Origin of the sequence: Nevskia sp. (assembly GCF_023266035.1) — a bacterium.
In the GTDB taxonomy this organism is placed as follows: domain Bacteria; phylum Pseudomonadota; class Gammaproteobacteria; order Nevskiales; family Nevskiaceae; genus Nevskia.
The window spans coordinates 1-24703 of sequence record NZ_JAHFRY010000069.1 but is presented as its reverse complement, the minus strand read 5'-3'; the positions used below and the strand labels follow the sequence as shown (position 1 = coordinate 24703).

General features: G+C 64.5%; 27 protein-coding genes. 13 read left to right on the top strand and 14 right to left on the bottom strand.

The window, feature by feature from the left end:
- The 8 genes from Q0D45_RS12110 to mhpD all read left to right on the top strand — a co-directional run.
- Positions 1 to 774: RHO alpha subunit C-terminal catalytic domain-containing protein (locus Q0D45_RS12110; protein WP_293393141.1), on the top strand; the 774-nt coding region annotated here is incomplete at its 5' end.
- Entirely contained in the window at positions 771 to 1271 is a 501-nt protein-coding gene (locus Q0D45_RS12105; protein WP_293393139.1) for an aromatic-ring-hydroxylating dioxygenase subunit beta, read from the top strand. The genes Q0D45_RS12110 and Q0D45_RS12105, both read left to right, overlap by 4 nt.
- Positions 1272 to 1279: 8 nt before the next feature.
- Positions 1280 to 2185, top strand: coding sequence for a VOC family protein (locus Q0D45_RS12100; protein WP_293393137.1), 906 nt, complete (start codon positions 1280 to 1282; stop codon positions 2183 to 2185).
- Entirely contained in the window at positions 2182 to 2943 is a 762-nt protein-coding gene (locus Q0D45_RS12095) for an SDR family oxidoreductase (protein ID WP_293393135.1), read from the top strand. Before Q0D45_RS12100 ends, Q0D45_RS12095 begins: the two co-directional genes overlap by 4 nt.
- Positions 2944 to 2976: 33 nt before the next feature.
- On the top strand, positions 2977 to 3291 hold the full coding sequence (locus tag Q0D45_RS12090; protein ID WP_022974931.1) for a non-heme iron oxygenase ferredoxin subunit: 315 nt from the start codon (positions 2977 to 2979) through the stop codon (positions 3289 to 3291).
- Positions 3278 to 4009: a TetR/AcrR family transcriptional regulator gene (locus tag Q0D45_RS12085; protein ID WP_293393132.1), complete on the top strand. Its 732-nt coding sequence runs from the start codon at positions 3278 to 3280 to the stop codon at positions 4007 to 4009. Before Q0D45_RS12090 ends, Q0D45_RS12085 begins: the two co-directional genes overlap by 14 nt.
- Positions 4006 to 4866: an alpha/beta hydrolase gene (locus tag Q0D45_RS12080; RefSeq protein WP_293393130.1), complete on the top strand. Its 861-nt coding sequence runs from the start codon at positions 4006 to 4008 to the stop codon at positions 4864 to 4866. Before Q0D45_RS12085 ends, Q0D45_RS12080 begins: the two co-directional genes overlap by 4 nt.
- A gap of 14 nt (positions 4867 to 4880) precedes the next feature.
- Positions 4881 to 5663, top strand: a complete 783-nt coding sequence (gene mhpD, locus Q0D45_RS12075; protein WP_366946432.1) for a 2-keto-4-pentenoate hydratase — start codon at positions 4881 to 4883, stop codon at positions 5661 to 5663.
- Between the two features lie 49 nt (positions 5664 to 5712).
- Here the strand turns inward: mhpD and Q0D45_RS12070 are convergent, their stop codons facing one another.
- A complete protein-coding gene (locus Q0D45_RS12070; RefSeq protein ID WP_293393126.1) occupies positions 5713 to 7341 on the bottom strand; it encodes a cytochrome P450 in 1629 nt (542 codons plus the stop codon).
- Between the two features lie 101 nt (positions 7342 to 7442).
- On the opposite strand from Q0D45_RS12070, the gene Q0D45_RS12065 reads away from it, so the two are divergent.
- On the top strand, positions 7443 to 8090 hold the full coding sequence (locus Q0D45_RS12065; RefSeq protein WP_293393125.1) for a winged helix DNA-binding protein: 648 nt from the start codon (positions 7443 to 7445) through the stop codon (positions 8088 to 8090).
- A gap of 5 nt (positions 8091 to 8095) precedes the next feature.
- On the opposite strand, the gene Q0D45_RS12060 is transcribed toward Q0D45_RS12065, so the two are convergent.
- The 10 genes from Q0D45_RS12060 to Q0D45_RS12015 all read right to left on the bottom strand — a co-directional run bounded on the left by Q0D45_RS12060 (position 8096) and on the right by Q0D45_RS12015 (position 17543).
- Positions 8096 to 8536, bottom strand: coding sequence for a PaaI family thioesterase (locus Q0D45_RS12060; protein WP_293393123.1), 441 nt, complete (start codon positions 8534 to 8536; stop codon positions 8096 to 8098).
- Positions 8533 to 8997, bottom strand: coding sequence for a PaaI family thioesterase (locus tag Q0D45_RS12055; RefSeq protein WP_293393122.1), 465 nt, complete (start codon positions 8995 to 8997; stop codon positions 8533 to 8535). The genes Q0D45_RS12060 and Q0D45_RS12055 overlap by 4 nt, the downstream gene beginning before the upstream one ends.
- A gap of 97 nt (positions 8998 to 9094) precedes the next feature.
- Entirely contained in the window at positions 9095 to 10333 is a 1239-nt protein-coding gene (locus Q0D45_RS12050; RefSeq protein WP_293393120.1) for a class I adenylate-forming enzyme family protein, read from the bottom strand.
- A gap of 28 nt (positions 10334 to 10361) precedes the next feature.
- On the bottom strand, positions 10362 to 11147 hold the full coding sequence (locus Q0D45_RS12045; RefSeq protein WP_293393118.1) for an anti-sigma factor: 786 nt from the start codon (positions 11145 to 11147) through the stop codon (positions 10362 to 10364).
- Positions 11144 to 11716 (bottom strand): sigma-70 family RNA polymerase sigma factor, encoded by a 573-nt coding sequence (locus Q0D45_RS12040; protein WP_293393116.1) that lies wholly within the window; start codon positions 11714 to 11716, stop codon positions 11144 to 11146. Before Q0D45_RS12040 ends, Q0D45_RS12045 begins: the two co-directional genes overlap by 4 nt.
- Before the next feature lie 26 nt (positions 11717 to 11742).
- On the bottom strand, positions 11743 to 13308 hold the full coding sequence (locus Q0D45_RS12035) for a hypothetical protein (protein ID WP_293393114.1): 1566 nt from the start codon (positions 13306 to 13308) through the stop codon (positions 11743 to 11745).
- Between the two features lie 119 nt (positions 13309 to 13427).
- Positions 13428 to 14552 carry a hypothetical protein gene (locus Q0D45_RS12030; protein WP_293393112.1) on the bottom strand — a complete coding sequence of 375 codons (1125 nt, stop codon included), beginning with the start codon at positions 14550 to 14552 and terminating at the stop codon, positions 13428 to 13430.
- A gap of 4 nt (positions 14553 to 14556) precedes the next feature.
- Positions 14557 to 15861: an outer membrane protein transport protein gene (locus Q0D45_RS12025; RefSeq protein ID WP_293393110.1), complete on the bottom strand. Its 1305-nt coding sequence runs from the start codon at positions 15859 to 15861 to the stop codon at positions 14557 to 14559.
- A 127-nt stretch (positions 15862 to 15988) separates the two neighbouring features.
- Positions 15989 to 16360 carry a DUF2834 domain-containing protein gene (locus Q0D45_RS12020; RefSeq protein ID WP_293393108.1) on the bottom strand — a complete coding sequence of 124 codons (372 nt, stop codon included), beginning with the start codon at positions 16358 to 16360 and terminating at the stop codon, positions 15989 to 15991.
- 112 nt (positions 16361 to 16472) lie between these two features.
- A complete protein-coding gene (locus Q0D45_RS12015) occupies positions 16473 to 17543 on the bottom strand; it encodes a 2Fe-2S iron-sulfur cluster binding domain-containing protein (RefSeq protein ID WP_293393106.1) in 1071 nt (356 codons plus the stop codon).
- A gap of 381 nt (positions 17544 to 17924) precedes the next feature.
- Between Q0D45_RS12015 and Q0D45_RS12010 the strand changes: the two genes are divergently transcribed.
- Together Q0D45_RS12010 and Q0D45_RS12005 are read left to right on the top strand one after the other, a co-directional pair.
- Positions 17925 to 19037, top strand: a complete 1113-nt coding sequence (locus Q0D45_RS12010; protein WP_293393104.1) for an NAD(P)-dependent alcohol dehydrogenase — start codon at positions 17925 to 17927, stop codon at positions 19035 to 19037.
- A 68-nt stretch (positions 19038 to 19105) separates the two neighbouring features.
- Positions 19106 to 19876, top strand: a complete 771-nt coding sequence (locus tag Q0D45_RS12005) for a hypothetical protein (RefSeq protein WP_293393102.1) — start codon at positions 19106 to 19108, stop codon at positions 19874 to 19876.
- A 74-nt stretch (positions 19877 to 19950) separates the two neighbouring features.
- On the opposite strand, the gene Q0D45_RS12000 is transcribed toward Q0D45_RS12005, so the two are convergent.
- From Q0D45_RS12000 to Q0D45_RS11990, 3 genes are all read right to left on the bottom strand, one after another.
- Complete coding sequence (locus tag Q0D45_RS12000) at positions 19951 to 20547, bottom strand: MarR family transcriptional regulator (RefSeq protein WP_293393100.1); 597 nt, start codon at positions 20545 to 20547, stop codon at positions 19951 to 19953.
- Positions 20548 to 20698: 151 nt separating this feature from the next.
- Positions 20699 to 21895, bottom strand: coding sequence for an acetyl-CoA acetyltransferase (locus Q0D45_RS11995; RefSeq protein WP_293393098.1), 1197 nt, complete (start codon positions 21893 to 21895; stop codon positions 20699 to 20701).
- A gap of 24 nt (positions 21896 to 21919) precedes the next feature.
- Positions 21920 to 23359 (bottom strand): 3-oxoacyl-[acyl-carrier-protein] synthase III C-terminal domain-containing protein, encoded by a 1440-nt coding sequence (locus Q0D45_RS11990; protein WP_293393096.1) that lies wholly within the window; start codon positions 23357 to 23359, stop codon positions 21920 to 21922.
- A gap of 203 nt (positions 23360 to 23562) precedes the next feature.
- Here Q0D45_RS11990 and Q0D45_RS11985 point away from each other — a divergent pair, with 203 nt between their 5' ends.
- Together Q0D45_RS11985 and Q0D45_RS11980 are read left to right on the top strand one after the other, a co-directional pair.
- On the top strand, positions 23563 to 24420 hold the full coding sequence (locus Q0D45_RS11985; RefSeq protein WP_293393094.1) for a CoA ester lyase: 858 nt from the start codon (positions 23563 to 23565) through the stop codon (positions 24418 to 24420).
- 76 nt (positions 24421 to 24496) lie between these two features.
- Positions 24497 to 24703, top strand: a 207-nt coding sequence (locus tag Q0D45_RS11980) for a CoA-transferase (protein WP_293393092.1), incomplete at its 3' end; no start/stop codon positions are given.

The window sequence follows — 24703 nt, the reverse complement described above, 5'->3', positions numbered from 1 at the left end:
GTTGCCGATCAGTCGGAAACGATGATGACCCTGGTTGGCGGCACGCAGGAGTATCAGATTCGCGCCAACTGGAAGCTGCTGACCGAGAACTCGATCGACGGCTACCACGCGATCAACACCCATGCGACCTATGTCGATTACCTGAAGAACTCACAGGGCTCGATGAGCCCGGTGCCCTTCGATGGCACGGGTTACGACCTCGGCAACGGCCACGCAGTGATCGAGTACCGCGCGCCTTGGGGCCGTCCGGTTGCGCAGTGGATTCCACTGTGGGGCGAGGAAGGCAAGGTCGAACTGGAGAAAGTCCACGCTCGTCTGGTCGAGCGCTTCGGCAAGGAGCGTGCGGATCGCATCGCCTTTTCCAATCGCAACATGTTCATTTTTCCGAACCTGGTGATCAACGACATCATGGCGATCACCGTGCGCACCTATTACCCGACTGCGCCGGACGCGATGCAGGTCTTCGGCTGGGCGCTGGCGCCGAACGAGGAAAGCAGCTGGGCACGCAAGTATCGGCTGTCGAACTTCCTCGAATTTCTCGGCCCGGGCGGCTTCGCCACGCCGGATGATGTCGAGGCGCTGGAGCAGTGCCAGCGCGGCTTCGAGTCGATGCTCGAAGCGCCATGGAGCGACATTTCCAAGGGCATGAAGAAAGAGAAGGTCAACTACGACGACGAACTGCAGATGCGCGCCTTCTGGACGCGCTGGCAGGAATGCACCAAGGCTCGTGCCGCAGCCCCCAGCGTGGTGGCCAGCCAGGGAGACCAGGCATGAGCCAGCTGACACTCGCTACCGTTACCCGCGAGCAGGTCGAGGACTTCATGTTCCTTGAAGCCGAGATCCTCGACGAATGGCGTCTGAAGGAATGGCTGACCCTGTTCACGATGGACGCCACCTACAACGTGCCGGCCACCGACGTGCCGGCGAACGCCTCCCCGGACGGCACGCTGTTCTATGTCGCCGATGATCGCTTTCGCCTGGAACAGCGAGTCGAGCGCCTGTTGAAGCGCACCGCGCATGCCGAATTTCCACGCTCGAAGACGCGCCACCTGGTCAGCAACGTCCGCATTCGCGGCCGGTCGGATACCGAACTCGATGTCGGTGCCGCCGTGCTGACCTATCGCACCAAGATGGGCCTGACCGAAACCTACATCGGCAGCTATCGCTACCGGCTGGTGATCGAGGAAGGCCGCCTGCTGATCCGCGAGAAGCGCTGCATTCTCGACATGGACGGCCTGAAGCCGAATGGTCGTATCAGCATCATTCTTTGAGAACGCGAATGACCATTCCCTTCCGCTACCGTCGCCTCGGCTATGTCGCACTGAACGTCACCGATCTGGCGCGCAGCACGACGTTCTATCGCGATCTGGTCGGCCTCGATGTCAGCGATGCCACCGAACAGCGCGTGGCGCTGCGTTGCGCGCGTGATCACCACGCGGTGTTGCTCTATCCGGCCGCAGCGCCTGGCCTGAAGCGCATCGGTTTCGAACTGGAATCATCTGCCGATCTTGCCAAGGCAAGGACCTATCTGGCCGAGCAGGGCTATGCGATCGAGGACGTGTCGGCCGAGGAGCTGAAGGATCTGCGCACGGTCGCCGCACTTCGCTTCCGGCTGCCGGACAGCGGCCTGTGCATCGAATACTTCGTGCAGATGATGCACATGGCCACACCGTTCGAAGCGCGCCTGACCAGGATCGAGCGGCTGGGTCATGTGGTGATCAACACCAGCAGCTTCGACACCATGCTCGGCGCATTCCGTGATCAGCTCGGCTTCAAGGTATCGGACTTCGTGCCGGGCTTCGCCGCCTTCCTGCGCGCCTGGCCGAATCCGCTGCATCACTCGCTGGCGGTGTTGACCGGACCTGATCATCATCTGAACCACATCAACTTCATGGTCAGTGACATCGACGACATCGGCCGCGCGATGAACCGCATGAAGGCGGCCAACGTCGAGATCGTTTTCGGCCCCGGCCGGCATCAGCCGTCGGAAAGCATCTTCCTGTACTTCCTCGATCCGGACGGCATGACCGTCGAATACAGCTTCGGCATGGAGTGCTTCCCGGAAGACGGTGCCCGCGAAGCGCGGCTGCTGGAACCGGCGCCGAAGACGCTCGATACCTGGGGCAGCGTGCCGACACCGGCATTCGGCAAGATCGGTGTGATTGAGCAGGCAGTCGAAGCATGAGCGGTCGTTTCGAAGGTCAGGTTGCAGTCGTCACCGGCGCGGGCCGCGGCATCGGTTACGCCTGCGCGGAGCGTTTCGCCAGCGAAGGCGCGAGCCTGGTCATCGGCGATCTCGATCAAGCGCAGGTCGATGCGGCGGTCGCCAAGCTGGCGAGCGAATTCGGTGTGAAGGTCGTCGGCGTAGCCGGTGACCTGTCACTGCAGGAAGTGGCTGAACAAACGATCAGCGCAGCGAAAACCAACTTCGGCCGGCTCGACATCCTGGTCAACAACGCCGGCGGCGGCATCCTGCGGCCGTTCCTCGATCACACGCCGGACACCTTGCGCGCGACCATCGACCGCAATCTGTGGACCTGCATCTGGTGCTGCTGGTACGCGCTGCCGCTGATGCGGGCGCAGGGCTACGGCCGCATCGTCAATCTGGGTGCCGACTCGGTGCGCAACGGTCTGTTCGATCACGCGGCCTACAACGCCGCCAAGGGCGGCATGCATGGCATGACCACCGGCCTGGCGCGCGAGTACGCGCGCGAAGGCATCACCGTGAACACCGTGGCGCCCTGCGTCGTGCAGACTCCGCAGCTCGACGAAGTCGCCAGGCGCGATCCGGAACTGGTGCGCAAGGTCATCGACGTGGTGCCGATGGGCCGGCCCGGCACCATGGACGAGGTTGCATCGATGGTCGCCTATCTGGCCAGCCGCGAAGCGGCGTTCGTCACCGGCCAGGTGATCAGCGTCAACGGCGGCACGACGATGCTCTGATGCTGTGCACTTCTTTCTTCACGTCCTGAACCCATGACCAACACGCTGGCCACCATTACGGAATCCGAACTGCTCGACGGCGAGATGAAGAGCGCCTTCCTGCCTGATGGCACGCGCATCGCGCTGTTCCATATCAATGGCGGTTTCTACGCAACGCAGGACACCTGCACCCACGAGAACGCTTCGCTGAACGACGAAGGCACGGTCGATGGTGATCGGGTGACCTGCACCTGGCACTACTGCGAGTTCTCGATCGTCACCGGCGAAGCCTTGAACTCGCCGTGCAGCGAACCGCTGCGCACTTTCCCGGTCAGGGTGATCGACGGTGTACTCCATGTCGATTACTGAAAAGATGCTGAAGCTGCGCAAGCCGCGGGCTGCTGCCGCGCCGGCCGAGAAGGCGGTGCGGGCGCCTGCCGCGCGCCGGCGCACCCAGACCGAACGCTCAGACGAGATGCGCATGCGGCTGGTCGAAGCTTCGGCGATCGTGCTTCGCCGCAAGGGTTATGCGGGACTGCGCACCGATGAAGTGGCACGAGTTGCGAAAGTTTCGCGCGGCGCGCTGCAGCATCACTTCCCGAGCAAGGACAGCCTGGTGGTCGCTACCGCCGAGCATCTGCTGACCGCCAGCCTGACCCGCGGTTCGCGCCGCGCCGGCACCGTGGAAGCAGACGAAGATCCGATCGGCGCAATCATCGAGGACGGCATCGAGTTCTTCCTCGGCGCCGATTTCACCGTCGTGCTCGACCTAGTGCTGGCCGGCAGCAAGAGCCGGGCGATGCGCGACCGCATCTACGAGCACACGCGCCAGAGCCGTCTCGGCGTCGAGGACGCCTGGCTGGGCCTGCTGGTCGCCAAGGGCGTGCCGCGCGAGAAAGCCGAGCAAGTGCTGTGGCTGACCATCAGCGTGGTCCGTGGCTTCGCGGTGCGCGCGCTGTGGCAGCAGGACGAGGCACTGTTCCGCAGTCTGCTCGCCGAATGGAAGCTGATCATCACAGGCCATCTGCAAGCGCTTAGCAATCCTTCCGACAATAAGAAACCAACCGCATCCGGAGCAAAACGATGAGCCTGTGGAATGATTTTGTAGGTGCGGAAATCCGTTACCTCGACACGCCGACCTACGGTCGCATCCGAGTCGCCGAAGCGGGTCGCAAGGGCGCGCCGGTGATCTTGTTCCAGCACGGCATCGGCGGCCATCTGGAGGCCTACAGCAAGAATCTGGTCGCGCTGTCCGACGAATTCCACTGCATCGCGTTCGACTACGTCGGCCACGCGATGTCGAACCGCATGGTCATGGAATACACGCCGCCGGTGCTCGCCGAGCAGCTGCGCGAGCTGATGGACGCGATGGGCATCGAAAGCGCGCATCTGTCCGGCGAATCGCTGGGCGGCTGGGTGTCCGGCTTCTTCGCGGTGAAGTATCCGCAACGGGTGCTGAAGCTGATGCTGAACACCGGCGCCGGCATCCCGATCGTCAGCGAGAAGGGCCGCGCCGACATGCTCGATCTGATGGAGCGCTCCAAGAAGGCCGCCGGCCTGGCGCCGACTTTCGAGATGGTCAAGCACCGCATCGAATGGCTGATCCATCCGAACAACCACGCGCGCCTGGTCACCGACGAGCTGGTCAATCTGCGCCTGCGCTACTACCTGATGCCGGAAGGCCGTGAAGTGACTCCGATGGTCAATCGCATGCTGCCGCGCCACGACGAGTTCCTGGTGCCGCTCGAAGCGATCAAGGCCGAGACCATGCTGCTGTGGACGCGCGACAACCCGATCCACGATCTGGAGTGCGCGCGCGCTGCCCATTCCCGCATTCCGAACTCGACCCTATACGTGATGGAAGCCGACGGCGCGCACTGGCCGCAGTACGAAGATCCGGAAGAGTTCAATCGCGTGGCGCGCGCGTTCTTCGCAGGTCGCTGAACACGATGAGCACTATGAGCAACAGTCTTCATGCCGGCATCGCCGAACAGCTGCACGCGGCCTATGGTTCGGGCCAGCCGATCGCGCCGATTCGTGACCAGCTCGGCGCCGGTGATGTCGCCGCCGCTTATGCGATTCAGGAACTGAATACCGAACGCTGGCTGGCCTCGGGCCGTCGCCTCGTCGGCCGCAAGATCGGCCTGACCTCGGTCGCCGTGCAGAAGCAGCTTGGTGTCGATCAGCCAGACTTCGGCATGCTGTTCGCCGACATGGCCGTCTGCGATGGCGAACCGGTGGCGCCGGGCCGCGTGCTGCAGGCCAAGGTCGAGGCCGAGATCGCCTTCGTGCTCGAACGCGATCTGACTGTCGAGCAAGCCACGGTCGCCGATCTGATGCGCTCGATCGCCTACGCGACTGCCGCCATCGAGATCGTCGGCAGCCGCATCGCCAACTGGGATATTCGTCTGGTCGACACCGTGGCCGACAACGCATCGAGCGGCCTGTTCGTGCTCGGCAATACGCCGTATCGGCTGGCTGGGCTCGAGCTGCGTGCGTGCACGATGCAGATGACGCGCGGGGAAGACGTCGTCTCGACCGGCGTCGGCCACGCCTGCCTCGGCCATCCGCTGAATGCAGCCTTGTGGCTGGCGCGGAAGATGGTCGAAGTCGGCCGGCCACTGCAGGCCGGCGACATCATTTTATCCGGTGCGCTCGGACCGATGGTGGCCGCCAAGTCCGGTGAGGCATTCGAAGCCCAGATCGATGGGCTCGGTTCGGTGCGCGCGGCGTTCGCGTAAACCGGGCGAGCGCGGACTCACGCGGCTGGCGTGAGTCCGCGCTTCCAGCTCAGTGCGGCGTGAACGCAGCAACCGCAACGGACGTGTTCATGAAATCACGGAAGCGCAGCCAGCGGCCGTCGCGCAAGGTGATGACGTGCACGAAGTCGGATTCGATCGTGCCGCCGGTGGCTTTGGCGGTCAGGCGCAGATGGCCGGTGACGATCACCTGATCGTTCTGGGCGATGAATTCCTCGGCATCGAATTGATGGATGTCGACCGAAGCCAATACCGTCTCGAAGAAGCGTCCCGCTTCCTTGCGGCTGCGATAGTCACCGGCGTAGGGAATCGTTGAAGGGCCGTAGAACTCGATCCGCACCTCGTCGTCGAGCAGTTCGAGGATCGCCGGCACGTTGCCGCTGCCGAAGCGGACGAATACTTCCTTGACCTGGGCGATGTTGGCTTCCTCAAGCTTGCTGCGGCGCTTGACCAGCCGTGCCGGGATCGACGTGTGGCTGTGCTGCAGCAGGGTGGCGGTCTGTGGAATCGCCGGAGAGGAACCGGGCTGCAGGCCCGCGTAGCGATCGAGCACGGCGTTCAGCAGGCACTCCACTTCGAGGTTGGCCAGCGGCGCGCCGAGGCAGTAATGGATGCCATGGCCGAAGCTCAGTTGACCGCTGGCGTTGGTCCGGTCGAGGCGGAATTCATAGGGCTCGGCGAACACCGCCGGATCGTGATTGGCGGCGGCGAAGAACAGCGCCACCCATTCGCCGGCCTTGATCGCCTTGCCACCGATCTCGACATCCTTCATCACCTTGCGGAACAGGCGCTGCGGCGGGCCTGTGCGACGCAGGGTTTCCGACTGGAAGCGGCCGATCAGCGTGCGATCGGCCTGCAGCTTTTCATACAACTCGGGACGGCTGATCAGCACCTGCAGGCAGTTGGTCGCGTAGTACATCGTCGTTTCGCTGCCGGCGACCACCAGGGTGAAGCAGAAGCGCCAGACCTCGTCGTGGCTCAGGCGCTTGCCGTCGGCTTCGGCAGTCAGCAGTGCGTCGATCAGATCGTCGTTAGCCGCCGCACCGCTGGCCAGGCGGGCGGCGCGTTCGCTGACCGTCTGCTGGAAGTAGCCGACCATCTCGACGTTGCTGGCGTTGCGTTCCTCGGCGGTCATCGCTGCCGACAGCATGAAAGCGTTGGACCACAGCTGGAACTTCTCCGACATCGCCGGCGGCAGGCCGAGCAGGCGCAGCATCAGCCGCGCGGGCAGGTGGGCGCAGATCTGGCTGACGACATCGATTTCGCCTTCTGGCAGCGCATCGAGCAGATCCTTGACCACCGCTTCGATGTCCGGCCGCAGCTCGCGGATGCGGCGCGGCGTGAACGCCAGGCTGACCAGCTTGCGCAGGCCGGCGTGCTCGGGATCGTCGTGATTGACCAGCATCAGGGTCGGCGCGCCGGTGCCCTGCTGGAAGTTGGCGGAGGAGAAAGTCTGCGGATCGCGTGCCGCCGCCAGCACGTGTTCATGCTTGAGCAACGCCCAGGCTTGCAGCGGAGCGTCCTGGCCGGGCACCGTGCCCGGCGGCCAGTCGGCATAGCCGGCGACCGGCGAATCGGCGCGCAGGGCATCGTAGGCGGGATAGGGATCGGCGATGATGGCCGGCGTCGCGAGATCGCGGGGATTGATGGTGAGAGTCATGGTCCTTCCTCCAGAAGCACGTTTTGATTTGACCGAGTTCTGACTTGGTCTTGAATTGTTGAATCGATGAAACTATGTCTCAAGGACACAATATGCGCGCGGTGAGTGAACGGTCAACAGGGGCGACGCCGGATGGCGAGGAGAGCGGCCGCAAGCCAGCCGCGAAAGCAGCCCGGAAATCGGCTGCGAAGCCGGCCGCAGCGTCGTCAGCGGCGGCTATGGAATCGCCGGTATCGGATTCGGCGAAGGAGTTTCTCGACCTGTTCTATCCGGTGCACTACAAGGTCGGCATCGGTATCGAGGACGCGCTGCGCGGCGGCCGTCTGACCCGCCATCAAGTGGCGATCCTGTGGCTGATCCGCTCGGAAGGCGAAGGCGGGCGCAGCATTTCGCGCAAGGAGATCGAGCGGTCGATCACCCGCTGGTTCGAGATCCGCAACTCGGCGATCTCGAAATCGCTGCGGGTGATGGCGCGCGATCCGCTGGGCTTGCTGGACATCCTCGAGCACCCGACCTCGGGCCGCGAGCGTCAGGTGGTGCTGACCGCCAAGGGCGCGCGCGAGATCGAGCGCATGGTCGATCAGGGGCGGCGCTTCATCCAGACCATGGTCGACCGGCTGGCCGCCGAGGAAGCCTCGCAGGGCGTGCATTTCCTCGGCCGGGTCAGTGCAATCATCGACCTGATCCAGCCGAAGACTCGCGCTGGCGTCAAAGCTGTGGCCAAGAAGCGCGCGGCCAGCAAGCGCTGAAGGAGCTAGTCGACCAGCACGAACTGCAGGGTCGCGGCGGCGATCGGCTGATCGGCGCGATCCTGCCAGGCCGTTGCCCGCACGTTCGCGAAACGCCGGCTGCGGGTGACGACGATGGCCGAAGCCTGCACGTCGATCAGTCGGGCCGAGCGCAGGTATTCGACCGTGCAACTGAACAGCCGCGGCAGACGCAGCGAGCGCGTGGCCAGCATCAGCTGGACGCTCGCCGTGGTCTGCAGCAGCGAGCCGATCGCGCCGCCGTGCAGCGCTGGCACTTTCGGGTTGCCGACGATCTGCTCGGCGTACGGCAGGCGGACGCCTAACTGCTCGTCGTCGGCACTGAACTCGAAGCCCATCTTGCTCAGGTAGGGAATGCTCGCGAACAGCGGCTGCATGGCGTCGAGGCCGTAAGGCTTCGCCGAAGCTTCGGTGCTCGTCGCGCTCATGTGGCGGCTCCGGCGGCCGGTTTCGTGCTGGGCGGAAACACCGCGAAGCTGCCGGTGGCGACGGCGACCGGATCAGCGCTGTCGCCTTCGTGGGCGATCGCCCGCACGGTCGCGACGTGATCGGTGATGGTCAGGCACCAGGCATCGCAGTGGATGTCGGCGCCGGCCTTGGCGCGGCGCAGGAAATCGAGCCGCAGATCGAGCGTGGCGGTGCGGCGCAGATCATCCAGCTGGGTCAGCACCACCGAGCCCGCGGTGGCGTCGAGCAGCACGGTCAGCGTGCCTTCGTGCATCTCGCCGGTCACCGGATTGCCGACCAGCTCCGCCGAATACGGCAGATCGAACGACAGCTTGCCCGGTGAGCAATGAGTGACGCGCATGCCCAGCGCTTCGTTGTGCGGCACGCGGGTGATGAAGAAATGCTGCTGCTCGTCGGCAGTCATGCTGAATACGGGATTCATCGGGCGGAGCGTTCCAGGGGCGATGACGACACGAGGCTGACCCCGCTGGATCGGCCTCGTGTCGTGATGAGGGTCAGGCCTTGATTCTACGGCGCGCTCAGACCGCTTCGATGGCAAGCGGTGCTGGATCGATCAGCAGGCCGCCGTCGGCCATCACCGCGGCGCGCACGCCGCAGGCCACCCAGTCCTGCTGGCGGACCACGGCGCTGGCGTCCGGCTGCTGCCAGTAGCCGCGCAAGGTGGTCGGGCCGCGGGCGTACAACTCGCCGAAGGCGCCGCGTGAAGCTTCGCGGCCATCGTCGGCCGCGACCCTGAGTTCGAGATAGGCGATCGGCTGGCCGACTGCAGCTCCTGCCGCGGAGACCGGTAGCGGCTGCAGCGTGGCGATGCCGCACAGCTCCGGTGTGCCCCAGGCGGTCATCAGCCGGGCAGCCGGGTAGCGCGCGGCGAGCGCGGGTGCCGCGCCGCTCAGGCCGGGGCCGAACTGCAGATCGAGCGTGCTGCGGGCGATCAGGATCTGGCCGACGCTGGCGAGCGGCGCAGCGTTGGCTGCTTCGACCAGCAACGCCTGCAGCGTGGGCGCGGTCAGCAGCAGATCGGTCGCGCCATGCTCGCTGATCGCGGTGCCGAGCCTGTGATCAGGATCGACGAACACCTGGGCGCTGCCGCGCAGCAGCAGGCTGCCGCTGAACACCAGATTCTCGGCGGCGGTGGCGGTGATTGCCTGCAGGCCGATGCCGGCATCGCTGAAGCTGCCTGCGGCCGCCAGCGCCAGGCTGGCGAAGCACAGGCTGTGATGTGACAGCTGGCTGCCGAGCCAGCGGCCGTCGTCGGTGCGGTGGTAGCAGAGCGCGGCGGTGGCATCGCCGCCGATGTCGCGGTCGCGCATCGGATCGGCGGCGATGATCAGCGCGTCGTGAACCTTGGCCAGATCCGGGCAGGGGCCGTCGCCGCAGAACACCATCGCGCGGATGTAGCTGCAGTGGTCGAACAGGGCTTCGGACTGCGCCGCGTAGCGATCGTCGAGCACCAGGATCGTCGCCTGAGAATCGTTGATCAGCGCGCACAGGCCATCGAAGGCGAGACGCGGATCGGCATGCGCTGCGATGCCGCCAGCCCAGGCGATCGCGTACTGGGTTTCCAACACCCGGTCACTGTGCGCGGCGGCGATCGCGACGACATCGCCATTGGCCAGGCCGAGGCCGATCAGCGCATTGGCGAGGCAGGAAACGCGGCTTTCGAGCTGGCGGAAGGTCTTGCGTCGACCGGGGCCGATGGTGGCAATGGCGTCCGGATGCAGGTGAGCAGCGCGGCGCAGGGCATCGGTCAGTTTCATCAGCGAGGGAGAATCTTGTTCAGGGCCGTCAGATTGCCTCGTCTCGCTCGGTGCGGTCGAGTACCGCACCGCTGGGCAGGCCGGTCGGCGAGCCGCCGGACGGTTCCAGGCTGATCGCGAACACCAGGCTCTGGCCGCTTTCGAAGTCTGGCGGCACGGTGACGGTGACGGTGGAATCGCGCTCGGTGCCGAGGATCGCCAGCGGCATCGGCGTGCTGCCGTTGCGCAGCCACCAGAGCTGGACAGTGCCGCGACCGACGCTGTAGAGGTCGTCGCTGGCGACGATCGACAGGCTGCGGTGATCCGGCGACAGGCTGATCATCCAGCCCATGCTCGAGGTCGGGATGCCGACCCTGGCGAGATAGATCGGCAGCATGCTGTCGGCGTTAGCAAGCTCGGCGGAGTCAGCTCGCTGGTGAGATGCCGGAAAGCTGAGACGGCCGCCGCCGAGGCTGATCGCGCCGAGCACCAGCATCACGCCGATCACCGAGGCGGCGGCCAGGAAGCCGACGCTGCGGCGCAGCGCATCACGACGGCGCCGACGCGGCGCGGCTGCGATCGGCGCTGGCTGCCGCAGGGGCGCGAACTCGAAGGCCCGCGCCAGCATCTGCGCGCGCGCCGGTAGCGGCGGCTTGATGGCATCGATCTGCAGCGCCAGCGGCTGCAGCAGGTCTTCCCAGAACTGCACGGCTTCCTGCACCTGCGGATGGCTGATCCGGAGCCGTTCCAGCCGCCGCCGCGCCGGCCCCCGCAAGGTGCCGAGCACGTACTGCGAGGCCAGCAGGCTGACCAGTTCCGGCTTGTCGTAATTCATGGTTCCTCCATGCAGCTGCGCAGGCGTACCAGACCGCGCCGTATCCAGGCTTTGACGGTGCCGAGCGGCAGGTGGAGCCGATCAGCGAGTTCCTGATTCGAATGCCCCTCGTAATAGCCGAGCAAAAGGCATTCGCGTTGCGCCGCCGGCAGATGGGCGAGGCAGCGTTGCAAATGCTCGAGATCGATCAGGGTCAGCGTTTCGGTTTCAGGATTCTTCGGCACTACGGCCGCATCGCGCAGATCGGACGCATTTTCGGCGAGCCGGCCGGCGCGATCAGTTTGCGCGCGCAGTAGATCCAGCGCCCGGTAGCGGGCGATCCCGATCAGCCAGCCATAGGGATCGCCGCGCTCGGCCGCATAGCCATCGGCGTGCTGCCAGACGCGGATGTAGCAGTCCTGCAGCGCTTCGGTGGCCCATTGCGGATTGCGCAGCAAGCGCAGCAGCGCGCCGTAGACGTAGGGGCTGGTTTCGTCGTACAGCGCTGCGAATGCGGCTTTGCTGCCGTGCGCAACCTGATCGAGCAGCTTGCGCACGCGGTCGAGGTCTTCGGAGCTATGCCGGCCCATGACGGGATTGATTCCCGTGACGGGTCTCAGCGCGCCGCGTCGCCGGCCGACATCGCCGACATCGCCGGCGGCGCGCTGGCGCCGAGTTCCACCTGCGCCGGAATCGGTGGTGCCGGCAGCGGCACGAACACGGTTTCCAGCAGATGGGCATCATCGAAATGCCGGCGGCCGATGTAGTCGACCGGCAGATGGGCGAGATGGCGCAGCCGTCCCGGTTCGGCGATGCCGCTGGCCAGCATCCAGCCCGGCGCTTCGGAATCGCTGCCGGGCACGAAGCCGGCGGTGTCGAACAGGCTGCGACTACCGCCGCTGGGCAGCGGCAGTCGGTACAGGTCTTCGTAGCGCTGCAGCTGATAGCGACGGGTCTCGGCTTTCGCCAGCGGCGTGGCGGCAGATTGCACCTGGCGCAGTTCACCGTTGCTGCTGGCCAGCAGCAGGCGAGGGCTCTCTGGCGCCAGACCGTCCTGCGGCAGGAATGGCGGCTGGCCATCGACAGCCGCCTGCCGTTGCAGACGGGTCTGCACCGGGAACCAGAAGTGCTCGCTGCCGGATGCCCGCAGCGAATCGTAGGCCAGCGGCTTCAGGAATTCGTCCAGGGTCACGCGCCAGATCAGGCCGTCGATCGGTGCTGCGTCCTTGGCGACGCTGGTACCGGCGGGCCGCTTGAACCACAGGAAGTAATCAACCTGGATCAGGCTCATCTGGCCGAAGCGGACGAAGCCGATCTGGTAATTCACCGTCGGCTTGCTGGTATCGACGGTGAGGCCGGATGCGGTCCAGGTCGGTGCGCCCAGCAGACCGGCCTTGCCGTCGGCAGAGCCGGCCAGTTGCGGCGCGTAGGCTTCGGCAACGGCACGCCAGGCGGAATCGACCAGGCCGGGCAGGCCCAGTTCGTCCGGTGAGGTCTCGTAGATGTGCTTCGGCACCAGGCTCAGGTCTTCAACCTGATCGACCTGCCACTGCACCTGCGGGCCATCGCCGATCAGGGCTTCGGCCGGCTGGGCGAATTCGGCGCGCACGGCGTTTTCGAAACGGCTGATCTTCGAACGCAGCAGCGGCGTGCTGAGCGGATAGAGGCCCAGCAACTGGGTCTTGGTCGAATAGTCGTCCGGTACCGATGCGCTCTCGCGGACCAGTTCGAAGTTCGAAGGAATCTCCATCTCCAGCCCGGCCAGCCCCTGGCTGCAGACCAGAAAATCGAAGCGCAGGATCGCTGCTTCCTGCGACGTCATGCCCAGGTTCTCGTATTCGAACTCGCGCGCTTCCTGATCGAACTCGCGCATCCGGCGCACCCAGCCGGCGGCTTCGTCGAAGGTGCCGAGCTGATCGCGATACGAGGCCATCAGGCGATCGGTACGCAGATACGGAAAGCCCGGCACCCGATGGAACGCCGGATTGCGAACGCCGGCCGCGTCGATCCTGGCATCCATCTCCGCGTACTTTTGGCGGCAGCCGCTGATGTTCTTGAACAGGCCGACCAGTTGCTCCGGCGGAATCTCCACCGGCTTCTTCTCTTCCTTGCAACCGCCCGCGAGGGTCGTGAGGCTGAAGCAGATCAGCAGCAGGGCGCGGCGGTGCAGGGTGATTCGCATGGCTGGCGATCTCGGTTCATTCAGGCGTGTATGGAATCCAGTACGTAGGAATACCAATCCGGGATGAGCTTTGAAATGCCTTTTGGAGGCACTTTGTGCGCGTAGGGGCTAGCCCTCGATCAGGGCTTCCTGGCGGCGGCAGGCACCGGTACCAAGCGCCATTCCAGGGTGGTTTTCGCAGTACCGCTCCACAGGCCCAGCCAGATCGAAACGCCGTTCAGCGAGATGCTCAGCGGCAGATCCGCGCTGGCCTTGCCGCTGAGCGGCGCCTGGCGCAGCGTGGCGTCGACCCACTCCATGACCGCGCCCGGCATCGGCTGCGATTCGGTGGTCTTCTGGGTCCGGCCGCGCTCGGTGTATTCGGTGACGCCAACCGTCGACGGGAAGAACACGTTCTCCACGCGCATGCCGCGCTTCGGGTCCTGGGTGTCGATGACGATCAGGTAATGGCTGCACAGACTCAGGCCATCGCTGATGCGATCGACCGTGTCGGCCGAGCGGCGCTCGGAGAAGTCGACGAACTTGTCGACGTCCTTGTTCCAGCGCTTGCCGTCGATGGCCATCGTCAGCTGGATATGCGAATGCGAAGGGCAGTCCTTGAACGGTTCCAGGTACAGGTACTGACCGGGGATGTTTTCGTCTTCCTCCAGCGCTTCCGGATATTCGAGTGCCGCGTAGACGGCGGCGTATTCGAGATTCAGGGCGCCGGTGCAGGACGCCACGCCGTTGCATTTCTGGATGTCGACCTGGAAGCGGCGGTCCATCGCCAGCTTTTCTTCGGGCGTGGTCGGCAGCACCAGCTTGCCGCCGCGGGCTTCGATGGCCTGCTTGGCTCGGCGGGCGAGATGGATGACCTTGGCTTCGAGCCGGGTATCGAGATCGGCATCGAGCAGATCGCGAACTTCCAGCACGCCATTGGAGTGCAGGGTGGTCACCACTTCCCAGCGTTGCTGGGTGGTGGCTTTGGAGAACTGCTCGCCCGGGTGCTTGGGATCGTTCTTGGCCCAGTCCTGCACGGCATCGATGGTGACCGTGGCTTCGAAGCGATAGTCGACCGGCACAGGCGGTTTCGGCTTTGCGGCAGGCGGCGCGGCAGCGGGCTTGGTCGGAGCCTGGGCCTGCGCCTGAGTCGGTGCTTTATTGGGCGCTCGCGCCGGAGCTGGCGCTGCGGGGGCAGCCGCCAGTGCGGCACCTGCAAACAGCGGCAGGCTCGCGAGGAGCAGCAAAGACTGGCGCTTGTTCATCGGTTCAACTCCTGGCGCCCGCGCGCGATTTGCCGAAACTTCTACCGTACGACATTCCGACATTGAAGCACTTGAAGTCGATATCAGCCTCGCCGCCGCCGAAGGCGTCCGGAATCGAGTCCTTGCCACGTACCGTGTTGTGTTCTGTGGTCGCCATCACGAAGCTGACTTCCGAGTTGCTCGTCAGTCCGAGTGTGCCGCCGACCCCAAGGTTCCATTGTGGCGGGGCAGGAGCGAGGCCGGCGAACAGGGTCTGTGAGCGCGGCAGCAGACTGGTTGCATAGCTGACGCCGGCGCGCAGGGTCACTTGCGGCGTCGCCAGGTACTGGAAGCCGAACTTGTAGACGTTCTGGTCGCGCCAGCCGAAGCCGGGGCCATCCTTGGCGCCGAGCGGCACGCCGGCGAACAGCAGATCGATGGTATTGCCGAAGCCGTTGCTGCCCGAATAGGCGTAATGCTGGTACTCGACGGCCAGGCGCCAGCTTTCCGAGGGCCGGGCTTCGAGGGCACCGCCGAAGATCGCCGGCAACTCCAAACGCCCGCCGTCGGGCAGCAAGCCGCGGTACTGCTCGATGCGCTGCTGCCAAGCCTTGGAGCGGTACGACAGTCCACCGCTCAGCCAGGGCGTGATCGTGCCGGTCCAGCCTACCGTGTAGCTGATGCCGAAGCCGCCATGCTGGCCCTGGTTGCCGACGAAATCAGGCGCTACCGACATCGACGCGAACGGCGCCGTGCCTTCGGTGGAAATCGAAGTGTGTTGCAGGTTGGCCGACAGGCCGATCGACTGGCCAGGAATGATCTCGTGCGCTAGCGCCAGCGAGATGCCGGCGACCTTCAGCGTGTTCAGCGCCGTTACCGAACGCGCTTCCACGTCCGCACCCTGGCCCTGCGCGAAGCGCGCATAGGGGCTGCGCGGATAGTCCGGACCGATGCCGGCGGCGAATGCGGCTGCGCCGAACGCCCAGTGCTCCGCGATCGGCAGGGTGAGGCCGAGCTGCGGAATCGGGAACAGGGATTTGCCGGAGGAATCGTAGTACTCGTCCGGCCCTGCCGCGTTGCCCCGGATACGGGTGCCGCCGCTGACGATCAGCAGATCATTGCCGAGGTCGAAGCGACTGCCCTGGCTGATCGCCAGCGCGGGATTGGCGCTGAGCACCGTCGATTCGTCGACGCCGACATAGCTGACGCCGCCCATGCCCATCGCCTTGACGCCATTGCCCTGCTCGTAGATGCCCAGCGAAGCCTGGGCGCAGAAGCTGGCCAGCAGACCGGCGAGGCCGACTGCAGTTGAACGTTCGGTATTTTTCACTGACACGAATCCGTGTGAAGAGACGACGCCGACAGCGTCAACAAGCGACGGCTGGCAAGCTGCGATTGGCGGCAGCGCCTCGATGCCCTCCATCCCGAGCACATCGAGGCTGCGGCTAGCGAAGGTTTCAGCCGGCGACCGGTGCTGCGTCCGCCTTCAGCTTGCGGTCGAGGAAGCGCTCGCGGGCGATCAGGTACAACGGGAACGTGAACGACACACCGATGTAGGACAGCCCGACGAAGAACCAGCCCCACTTAGTACCCATGCCGATGCGCTTGGCATCGAACACCACCCAGATCATGAACACCACCCAAGCGATCAGCATGTCGATCGACAGGAATGCCGCGGTGCCGCCGGCCTTGATGGCGTCACCGAAGAAGGCGATCGGATTGAGGATATTGCCGCCGTTGCGCATCCAGTCGAAGGCATGCGGCCAAGTGGTGAACAGGGCGATCAGACCGAGAATGAAAAAGAGGCCGTACTTGATATTGCTGCGCATGTCGTGACCCTTCGCTCTGTGCAGATGGTGGGACAACGCCGCGGCGCTGGCGAGCGCCGTCAGCCTGGAGAGATGCCTCTGCAAGGTGCTGCGGGCTTGATGCCCGAGCGCCTTACGGCATTTTTGCGGAATGACTTTCGTCAGTGAATTTGTCGTAGAAGATGGCCTCGAGCTTCATGCCGGCTTCGGTCATGGACGACATACCGGCGTCGATCATGCCGGGCGGGCCGCACATGTAGCCTTCGGCGGTGGACCAGTCGATATCGGGCAGGGCATCGGTGATGAACTGCGTCACCAGACCGCGAGCGCCGGTCCAGGAACTGTCGGCTGGCTCATGCGACAGCACCGGCAGGAACACGAACTTGCCGTTCCAGTTCTGAGCGATCTGCTGGATCTGCTCGAGACCATAGAGATCCGCCTGCGTCCGCGCCCCGAACAGAAAGGCACAAGGCCGCTGCACGCGATCCTTGCGACCCGCTTCAAGCACTGACAGCAACGGCGCCAAGCCCGACCCCCCGGCGATGCAGACCATCGGCGCGGTGCCCGGATGAAGATGGAAATTGCCGTGCGGGCCCTCCACATCCAGGGTCACATCATTCAACTCGCCCTTGAACAAGGCTTCGGTGAACATCCCGTTCGGCACCTTGCGGATGAAGAACGACACCTGACTGCGGCCATCCCGATCCGGCGCATCGGCAAACGAATAGTTTCGAGCGCGCTGGATGTTCGGATATTTCAGATTGGCGTACTGACCGGCCACGAACTTGATCGGCCGATCCAGGGCAATGGTGATCTTGACGATGTCATGGGTCAGCGTCTCGGTGGCCGAGATCTTGCCGGTGAACGACGCCACTGCCGGCGCATCGAGCGCCTGACTCTCGACTTCCACCTGAGTCAACGCATCCTTCGGGATGGCCTGACAGGCGAGGATGAAACCGGCGGCGATTTCCTGCTGCGACAGCGTGTAGCCGAAGTCGGTCAGCGCACTGACACGTCCGGATTTGAGCTTGCACTTGCAGGAGCCACAGGTGCCGACGGTGCAGTTGTGCGGAAACGGCACGCCATTCTTGAGGGCAGCCTCAAGCATGGTTTCCCCGCTCGGCACTTCATAGCGCGCACCAAATGGCGCCACTTCCACAAACTTCGCTTCCTTCGCAGCAAACAGCGATTTCAGAAATCCCATTGCGCCTCCTCAGAACCGCTGCATCCTCTGGAATCGGCGGCGCCGATCGGGAATGTTTGTCAGTGTCCGGATAGTAAGGCACCATACGATCGCCGGCAACAAAGGCCCAGAAGCATTGAAGATTCTTGTAACGCAAGCCCGTGTATGGGCTGGAAATGAATAAAAGAGTCACAATCGAACGCGGGCCGCGATCGTACGGAGGAGCTGGCAGATGCTGCGCAAACCGCGCTGCAGAATTGCTGGCAATCCGCCCGCCTGCCCTGTCCGAAAGTCGCGGACCGCGATCGCTTCAACCTGCGTCTTAATCAACGCCGCTAACTGGTCCCGGTTGCACCACCTTCCCCCAATCCGTCAGCACCAGAACACCGAGAGGAGACACTCATGACTGCATCGCTTACCGCTACCGCCGCGCTGGTCCGCCAGGTCGGCGGTCCTTTCACGATCGAATCGATTTCCGTCGCCGCGCCACGCGAGCATGAAGTGCGCGTGAAGATGGTCGGCGTCGGCATGTGCCACACCGATCTCGTCGCGCGTGACGGCTTCCCGGTGCCGATGCCGATCGTGCTCGGCCATGAAGGGGCGGGTGTCGTCGAATCGGTGGGTTCGGCCGTCAAGACCGTCAAGCCCGGCGATCACGTGGTGCTCAGCTTCAACTCCTGCGCCGCCTGCCCGAGCTGCGACGACACCCAGCCGGCCTATTGCTACAACTTCCTCGCCAACAACCTTTCTGGCGTCCGTCCAGCCGACGGCACCACGGCGCTTAGCCAGGACGGTACCCAGATCGCCGGCAACTTCTTCGGTCAGTCCTCGTTCGGCAGCTATGCCGTCGCCCACGAGCGCAACACCGTGGTCATCGACAAGGACCTGCCGCTGGAAATCATGGGCCCGCTCGGCTGCGGCATCCAGACCGGTGCCGGTGCTGCGATCAACTCGATCAAGCTGAAGAAGGGCCAGTCGCTGGCCATCTTCGGCGGTGGCGCGGTCGGCCTGAGCGCGCTGCTCGGTGCCCGTGCGATCGATGCCGGCACGGTCATCGTCATCGAGCCGAACGAAGGTCGCGGCAAGCTGGCGCTGGAGCTCGGAGCCACCCATGTCATCAACCCGAAGGCGACGCCGGACGTGCTGGCGAAGATCAAGGAACTGAGCGGCGGTGGCGTCAACCACGCGCTCGACACCACCGGCATTCCGGCGGTGATCGGTGTCGCCGTCGAAACCATGCTGCCGAACGGCATGCTCGGCTTGATCGCCGTGCCACCGCCGGAAGCGATGCTGCCGGCAAACATGATGAGCATGCTGATCCGCGGCGTCGGCGTGAAGTACATCACCGAGGGCGATGCCGACCCGAAGATCTTCATTCCGCAGATGGCAGCCTGGTTCAAGGCTGGCAAGTTCCCGTTCGATCGCCTGATCACCAAGTTCAAGTTCAGCGAGATCAACGAAGCCGCGCACGCTTCCGAAAAGGGCGGCGCGATCAAGCCGGTCATGGTGTTCTGAAGCGGGTATCGGCTGCGGCGCGCGGTCGACGAGGCTGCGCGCCCGGCCGTCAGCACGAGGGGGAGATCATGCAAAAGCAATCAAGCATCGCGTCGCAGAAGATGGGCTTGTGGTGCACGTGGATATTTGCCGCACTGACCGTGATCGGTTGGCTCGGCATCGCACATTTCTACTCACCGGTTCCGGCTGACGCGGGGCTGGATGCGACGAAGGCCTGGTTTACGGAGGAGCATCGCTGGGGAACGATCGTCGGCTGCACGATCTTCTACATCGCAGCGGGGTTGTTGACGCCTGGTTCGATCCAGTTCTCGATCATGCTGTCGAAGATCGAAGGGCGCTGGCCGCTGTGGTCGATCACCGCCGGGGTCTGCGGAATCTTCATTTCGCTGATCATCTTCTTCAACTGCTGCGCCTGGATCGTCGCGGCCTATCGCGTCGAGTTCGGGGCTGATGTCGTCCAGTCCTGGTACGACTGGTCGTGGTTCGCCTTCCTGCTCGGCTGGATCTATCTGGCCATCGAGATGATCGCGACTGGGATCGTCGAACTGCAGGACACCCGCGAGCAGCCAATGATTCCGCGCTGGCTGACCTGGCTGACCTTTGCCGGTGCCGCTTCGTTGATAACCGCTGCCGGTCCGGCGTTCTTCAAGAGCGGGCCGTTCGCTTATCACGGCCTGCTCGGTTTCTACCTGCCGATGGTGGTCTGGGGTACTTATCTGATCTTCACCACCTGGTACATGTACAAGGAACTGGATCGCGAGGCGGCGGCGGAGCAGGTTCGGGCGCGGACTCAGACCGCTGCAGCCAGGTCTCCGGTGGGCGCTGCACTGTCTCACTGAGCTGAACGCAGGTTTGCCGGAAGGCTCCCCGATCGCAACGGTAGGGGAGCTTTTCTTGTTTCGCGTCTCGCCGATCAGCCGGACTGGTTGTTGAGGCTGCCGGCTACGCGGGAAAGCGACTGCTTGACCTTGGTCAGCGAACTGAACAGTGCGGCTCGCTCGTCCAGCGGCAGATTGGCGAACACCCGGTCGTTGAATTCCACTTCCAGCACCGTCATCCGCTTGATCAGCCCCTGGGCCGGCTTGGTCAGATAGACGCGCTTGGCGCGCTTGTCGGTTGGGTCCGGGCGGCGGCTGATCCAGCCATTGCTTTCCAGCCCTTCGACGACCACGCCGAGGCTGGCCTTGCCGACTTCGAGTACATCGGCCAGCTGGGTCTGCATCATGCCGTCGTGACGCGACAGATGCGCCAGCACCCACCATTGGGCGCGGGTGATACCCAGCGGCTTCATGTACTGGTCGTAGGTGTTGCGGCGCATCCGCGAGACGTCGTGCATCAGAAAGCTCAGGCGGATGGCGTCGCGGGCCACTTCGTCGAGTTCGGGCGGTACCGGATCGATGCCGAGTGTCTTGCCGGTGCGCGTCTGGCTGCCGTTGTCGCTGCTGCGCGCCGAAGCGGATGCGGATGCCGGGGCTGCAGCTTTCCCCGTCTTGCTGCGTGAAACGGCCATGTTCAATCCTATGGTATCGATACAGACGGTCTGTATTGTCACGATCCAAGAATAGCGTGATCGGCCCGATTCACGAATCTGTTTTCTCCAACATGAAAAAAGCGCCGGACCTCAGAGATGTATCCGGCGCCGGATGCTGCGTAGCAATGCCTTACATCAGGCCGACAATGCTGATCGCCGCCACGCCGTTGTAAGGCACGCCACCGAGGTTGTGGGACAGGCCCAGGGTCGGGTTCTTCAGCTGGCGTTCGCCGGCTCGGCCGAGCAACTGCAGGTAATGCTCGTAGACCATGCGCAAGCCGGTCGCGCCGATCGGGTGGCCGAAGCACTTCAGGCCGCCGTCGATCTGGCAGGGAATCTTGCCGTCGGCGTTGTAGACGCCGTCGAGCACGTCCTGCACCGCGTGGCCGTCCTCGGACAGGCCGAGGTCTTCCATGGTCACCAGTTCGGTGATCGAGAAGCAGTCATGCACTTCGATCTGGCTCAGTTCCTTGCGCGGATCGCGGATGCCGGCTTCCTTGTAGGCGGCTGCGGCGGCCATGCGGGTGTTCGGCACGCGGGCGCCGTCCCATTCGGTCATGCCCGATTCGCGGCCGCTGCTGGAGGCCAGCTGCAGGGCCTTGATGGTGACCAGATCCTTCTTGCCGAGCGCGCGAGCGATTTCCGGTGTGGTGACGATCGCCACCGCCGCGCCATCGCTGACACCGCAGCAGTCGAACACGCCGAGCGGCTCGGCGATCATCGGCGCGTTGAGGATGGTCTCCATCGTCACCGCCTTGCGCAGATGCGCCTTCGGGCTCTTGACGCCGTTCTGATGGCTCTTCCAGGACACCGTGGCGAGCGCGCGCTTCAGCAGTTCACGGTCGATGCCGTACCTGGCGCGATAGCCGGCGGCAAGCTGGGCGAAGCCTGCGGGGGCTGAGCAGTACGGCATCCACAGATCGTTCAGCGTGCCCTTGCCCGGCACCGGCAAGCCGCCGTAGCCGGTGTCCTTGAGCTTCTCCACACCCACTGCCAGCGCGATGTCGACCGCGCCGGAAGCGACGGCATAGGTCGCGCCGCGCAGCGCTTCGGTGCCGGTGGCGCACATGTTCTCGACGCGGGTCACCGGGATGCCCTGCAGGCGCAGCGCGGTGGTCAGAGGAATCGCCGAGTTGCCGACGTTGACCGAGTCCAGTGCCGAGCCAAACCAGGCGGCGCCGATCTGGCTACGCTCGATGCCGGTGTCGGCCAGCGCTTCGGTGAATGCTTCGTTGATCAGCTGTTCGCTGCCCACGTCCCAGCGCTCGCCGAACCGCGAGCAGCCCATGCCGAGAATTGCGACCTTGTCCTTGATACCGGTTGCCATGTTTTTTCTCTTTTTCCGGGCGTCTTAACGAACGGGAACCGCTTTCCAGAAATAGCGGCTGTAGTGCCGTTTGCGGTCGCGCGCCTTGATCCGGAACTGCATCGACAACCGCGTGCCGACATCGATGCCGGCCGAGCCGACTTCGACGATTTCCATCAGCAGGCGCGAGCCGACATCGAACTGGACCAGGCCGACGTACAGCGGCGGCGCCAGATAGAACTGCAGCCAGTCAGCGCTGAAGGTGGCGACCTGGCCGAGCTCATCGGCGAAGTTGAACGGCGCCTGCGAATCCGGCGCCGCGCAGCTGACGCAGTTCGGCAGACGCGGAAACTGCACCGTGTTGCAGACCTTGCAGCGGCCGCCAACGAAGGCGTTGATCTGATCTGCCGAACGGTAGTGCTGGGTGAGTGCTGCCTTGACGTCGGTCTCGGCGCGCATGCCCCATTCGAGGTCGATCTCGCCCTCGAACGAGGCCATCTTCAGGTACGAGGTTTCCGGAATACGCACGGCAATCGACTTCGCCAGCCCGGTGGCTGGACGATGCGTGCCTTCGCCCATCTCGAAGGCCAGCACTTCGCAGCCCTGGCCAAACGCGGCGACGATGATCAGATCGCCCGGCTTGGCGTTCTCCAGCGCGTGGATCAGCTGCAGCGGCGCGTGTGCCGTGCCGCAGTCGCCGACATTGCTGGCGAGGTCCGGAATGATCTGCTCGGGCGCGATGCCGAGCGTCTTGGCGACCAGCTTGTCAGAGCCCGAAGGCGCACCGGCAAGGCCGAACCATTTGACGTCGGTGGCGGCGCGGCCGGTCTTGGCCAGCAGACGCTTGACCGCTGCCGGTATGACCTTGGCTACGCCTTCGTCGCGAATCCAGCGCTCTTCCCAGTAGTAGTCGTGCTTCTCGCCGGTGGCGCGAAAGTGATCGACGAACAGGTGCGATACGGATTCGCGCCCGAGGTACTTCGCAAGCGAGGCGTCCTCACCGACCTGGATCGCGGCAGCACCCGCGCCGAACTGCATTTCCTGGCTGCTGCCCGGCTTTGCCGAACGACGGTCGGCAGCGACAACCAGCGCATCGCCTTCAGCACCGGATTCCAGCGCCTGGGCCAGCGCGCTTAAACCGGCGCGTGTCGAGCCAGCGAGGTCGCTGCACTGAGTCGAGGTCGACAGATTCAATGCGCTGGCGACGATTACTGCGTTCTGCAGATCGGCGAACGGCGCGGTGGTCGAGGCCAGGGTCAGCGCGGCGGGTGCGGCGCGGCCGTTGTCACGAACGGCATCGCGGGCAGCGGCGACGGCGAGGGTGATCGCATCTTCGTCCCAACTGCACAGAGCGCGTTCGCCCTTGGCCTGGCCCTTGAGACCGGGCAGCGCCCAGGCATGAGCCTCGGCAATCGCCGCGCGGCTGATGCGCAGGCGTGGAATATGGGCACCATAGGAGACGATGCCCCGGGTTGAACGACTCAAGACGATGTCTCCGTGAGGACTCGATTCAAAGGCGGCTGCAACGGCCGGTCACAGCAGCAAGGTGACGGCAGCGAGCCGGTATGCAAATAATAGTACGGAACCATACTATAAATCGACGCGGTGGATGACCAGACAGAGGGAAGCCCCTTGTCCTGCAATCGCCCGAGCTGTGCAAAGTCCATAAAACTGCCGACCAATTGACGATGAAATCGATCCTGTTCGTGCCCGCCGACAATGAGCGCAAGCTCGCCAAGGCGGTCAGCTGTGGTGCCGATGCGCTGGCTTTCGACCTTGAGGATTCGGTGCTGCCGGAGCGCAAGCCGCTGGCGCGCCGGCTGCTCGTCGAATACCTGAAGACCTATCAGGGTGCGAGCGAAGTCTGGATTCGGGTCAATGACCTGGCTTCCGGCGAACTGCTGCGCGATCTCGCGGCGGTGGTCGCCTCGAAGCCGGTCGGCATCGTGCTGCCGAAAGTGTTCGGGCCCGAAGACGTCACCACGGTCAGTCACTATCTCGACATGGCCGAAACCCAGGCCGGGCTGCCGCTGGGCGGCATCGCCATTCTCGTGGTGATTACCGAGACGCCGGCGGCCGTGCTGCGCATGGGCGAATTCACCCGCCACAGCTTCCCGCGTCTGAAAGCCCTGATGTGGGGTGGCGAAGACCTGAGTTCGGCGATGGGTGCCGGCGACCCGCGTCAGGCCGATGGCCGCTGGCGGCCGGTCTACGCGCACGCCCGCATCCAGTGCCTGCTGGCGGCGCATGCGCTGGGCGTCGAGGCGCTGGACACCGTTTATGTCGACTTCCGCAACAGCGACGGCTGCCGCGCCAACAGCGAAGGTGCCCGCTATGACGGCTTCACCGGCAAGTGCGCGATCCATCCGGACCAGGTGCCCGTGATCAATGCCGCGTTCTCGCCCAGCGAGGAAGAGATCGCTTTTGCTCACCGCGTGATTGCAGCTTTCGAGTCCGGCGCCGGCGCAGTCCAGCTCGACGGCAAGATGCTCGATGTGCCGCATCTGAAGGCGGCGCGTCGCCTGCTGGCTGCGGCCGGCGTCTGAATCCAATCCGGGCAACGAGTTCGTGGGCGAGCCCGTTGCCATAGCACTGCATCAACGACGAGGAGAACGCAGGTCGATGGCAAACAAACTCTATCCCGATGCCGCCAGTGCGCTGGCCGGGATCACCTTTGACGGCATGACCGTCATGTCAGGAGGCTTCGGCCTCTGCGGCATTCCCGAGAACCTGATCGTCGCGCTGCGCGATTCGGGCGCCAAGGATCTGACCGTGATCGGCAACAACGTCGGCTGCGACAACCACGGCATGTGGCTGGTGCTGGCCAAC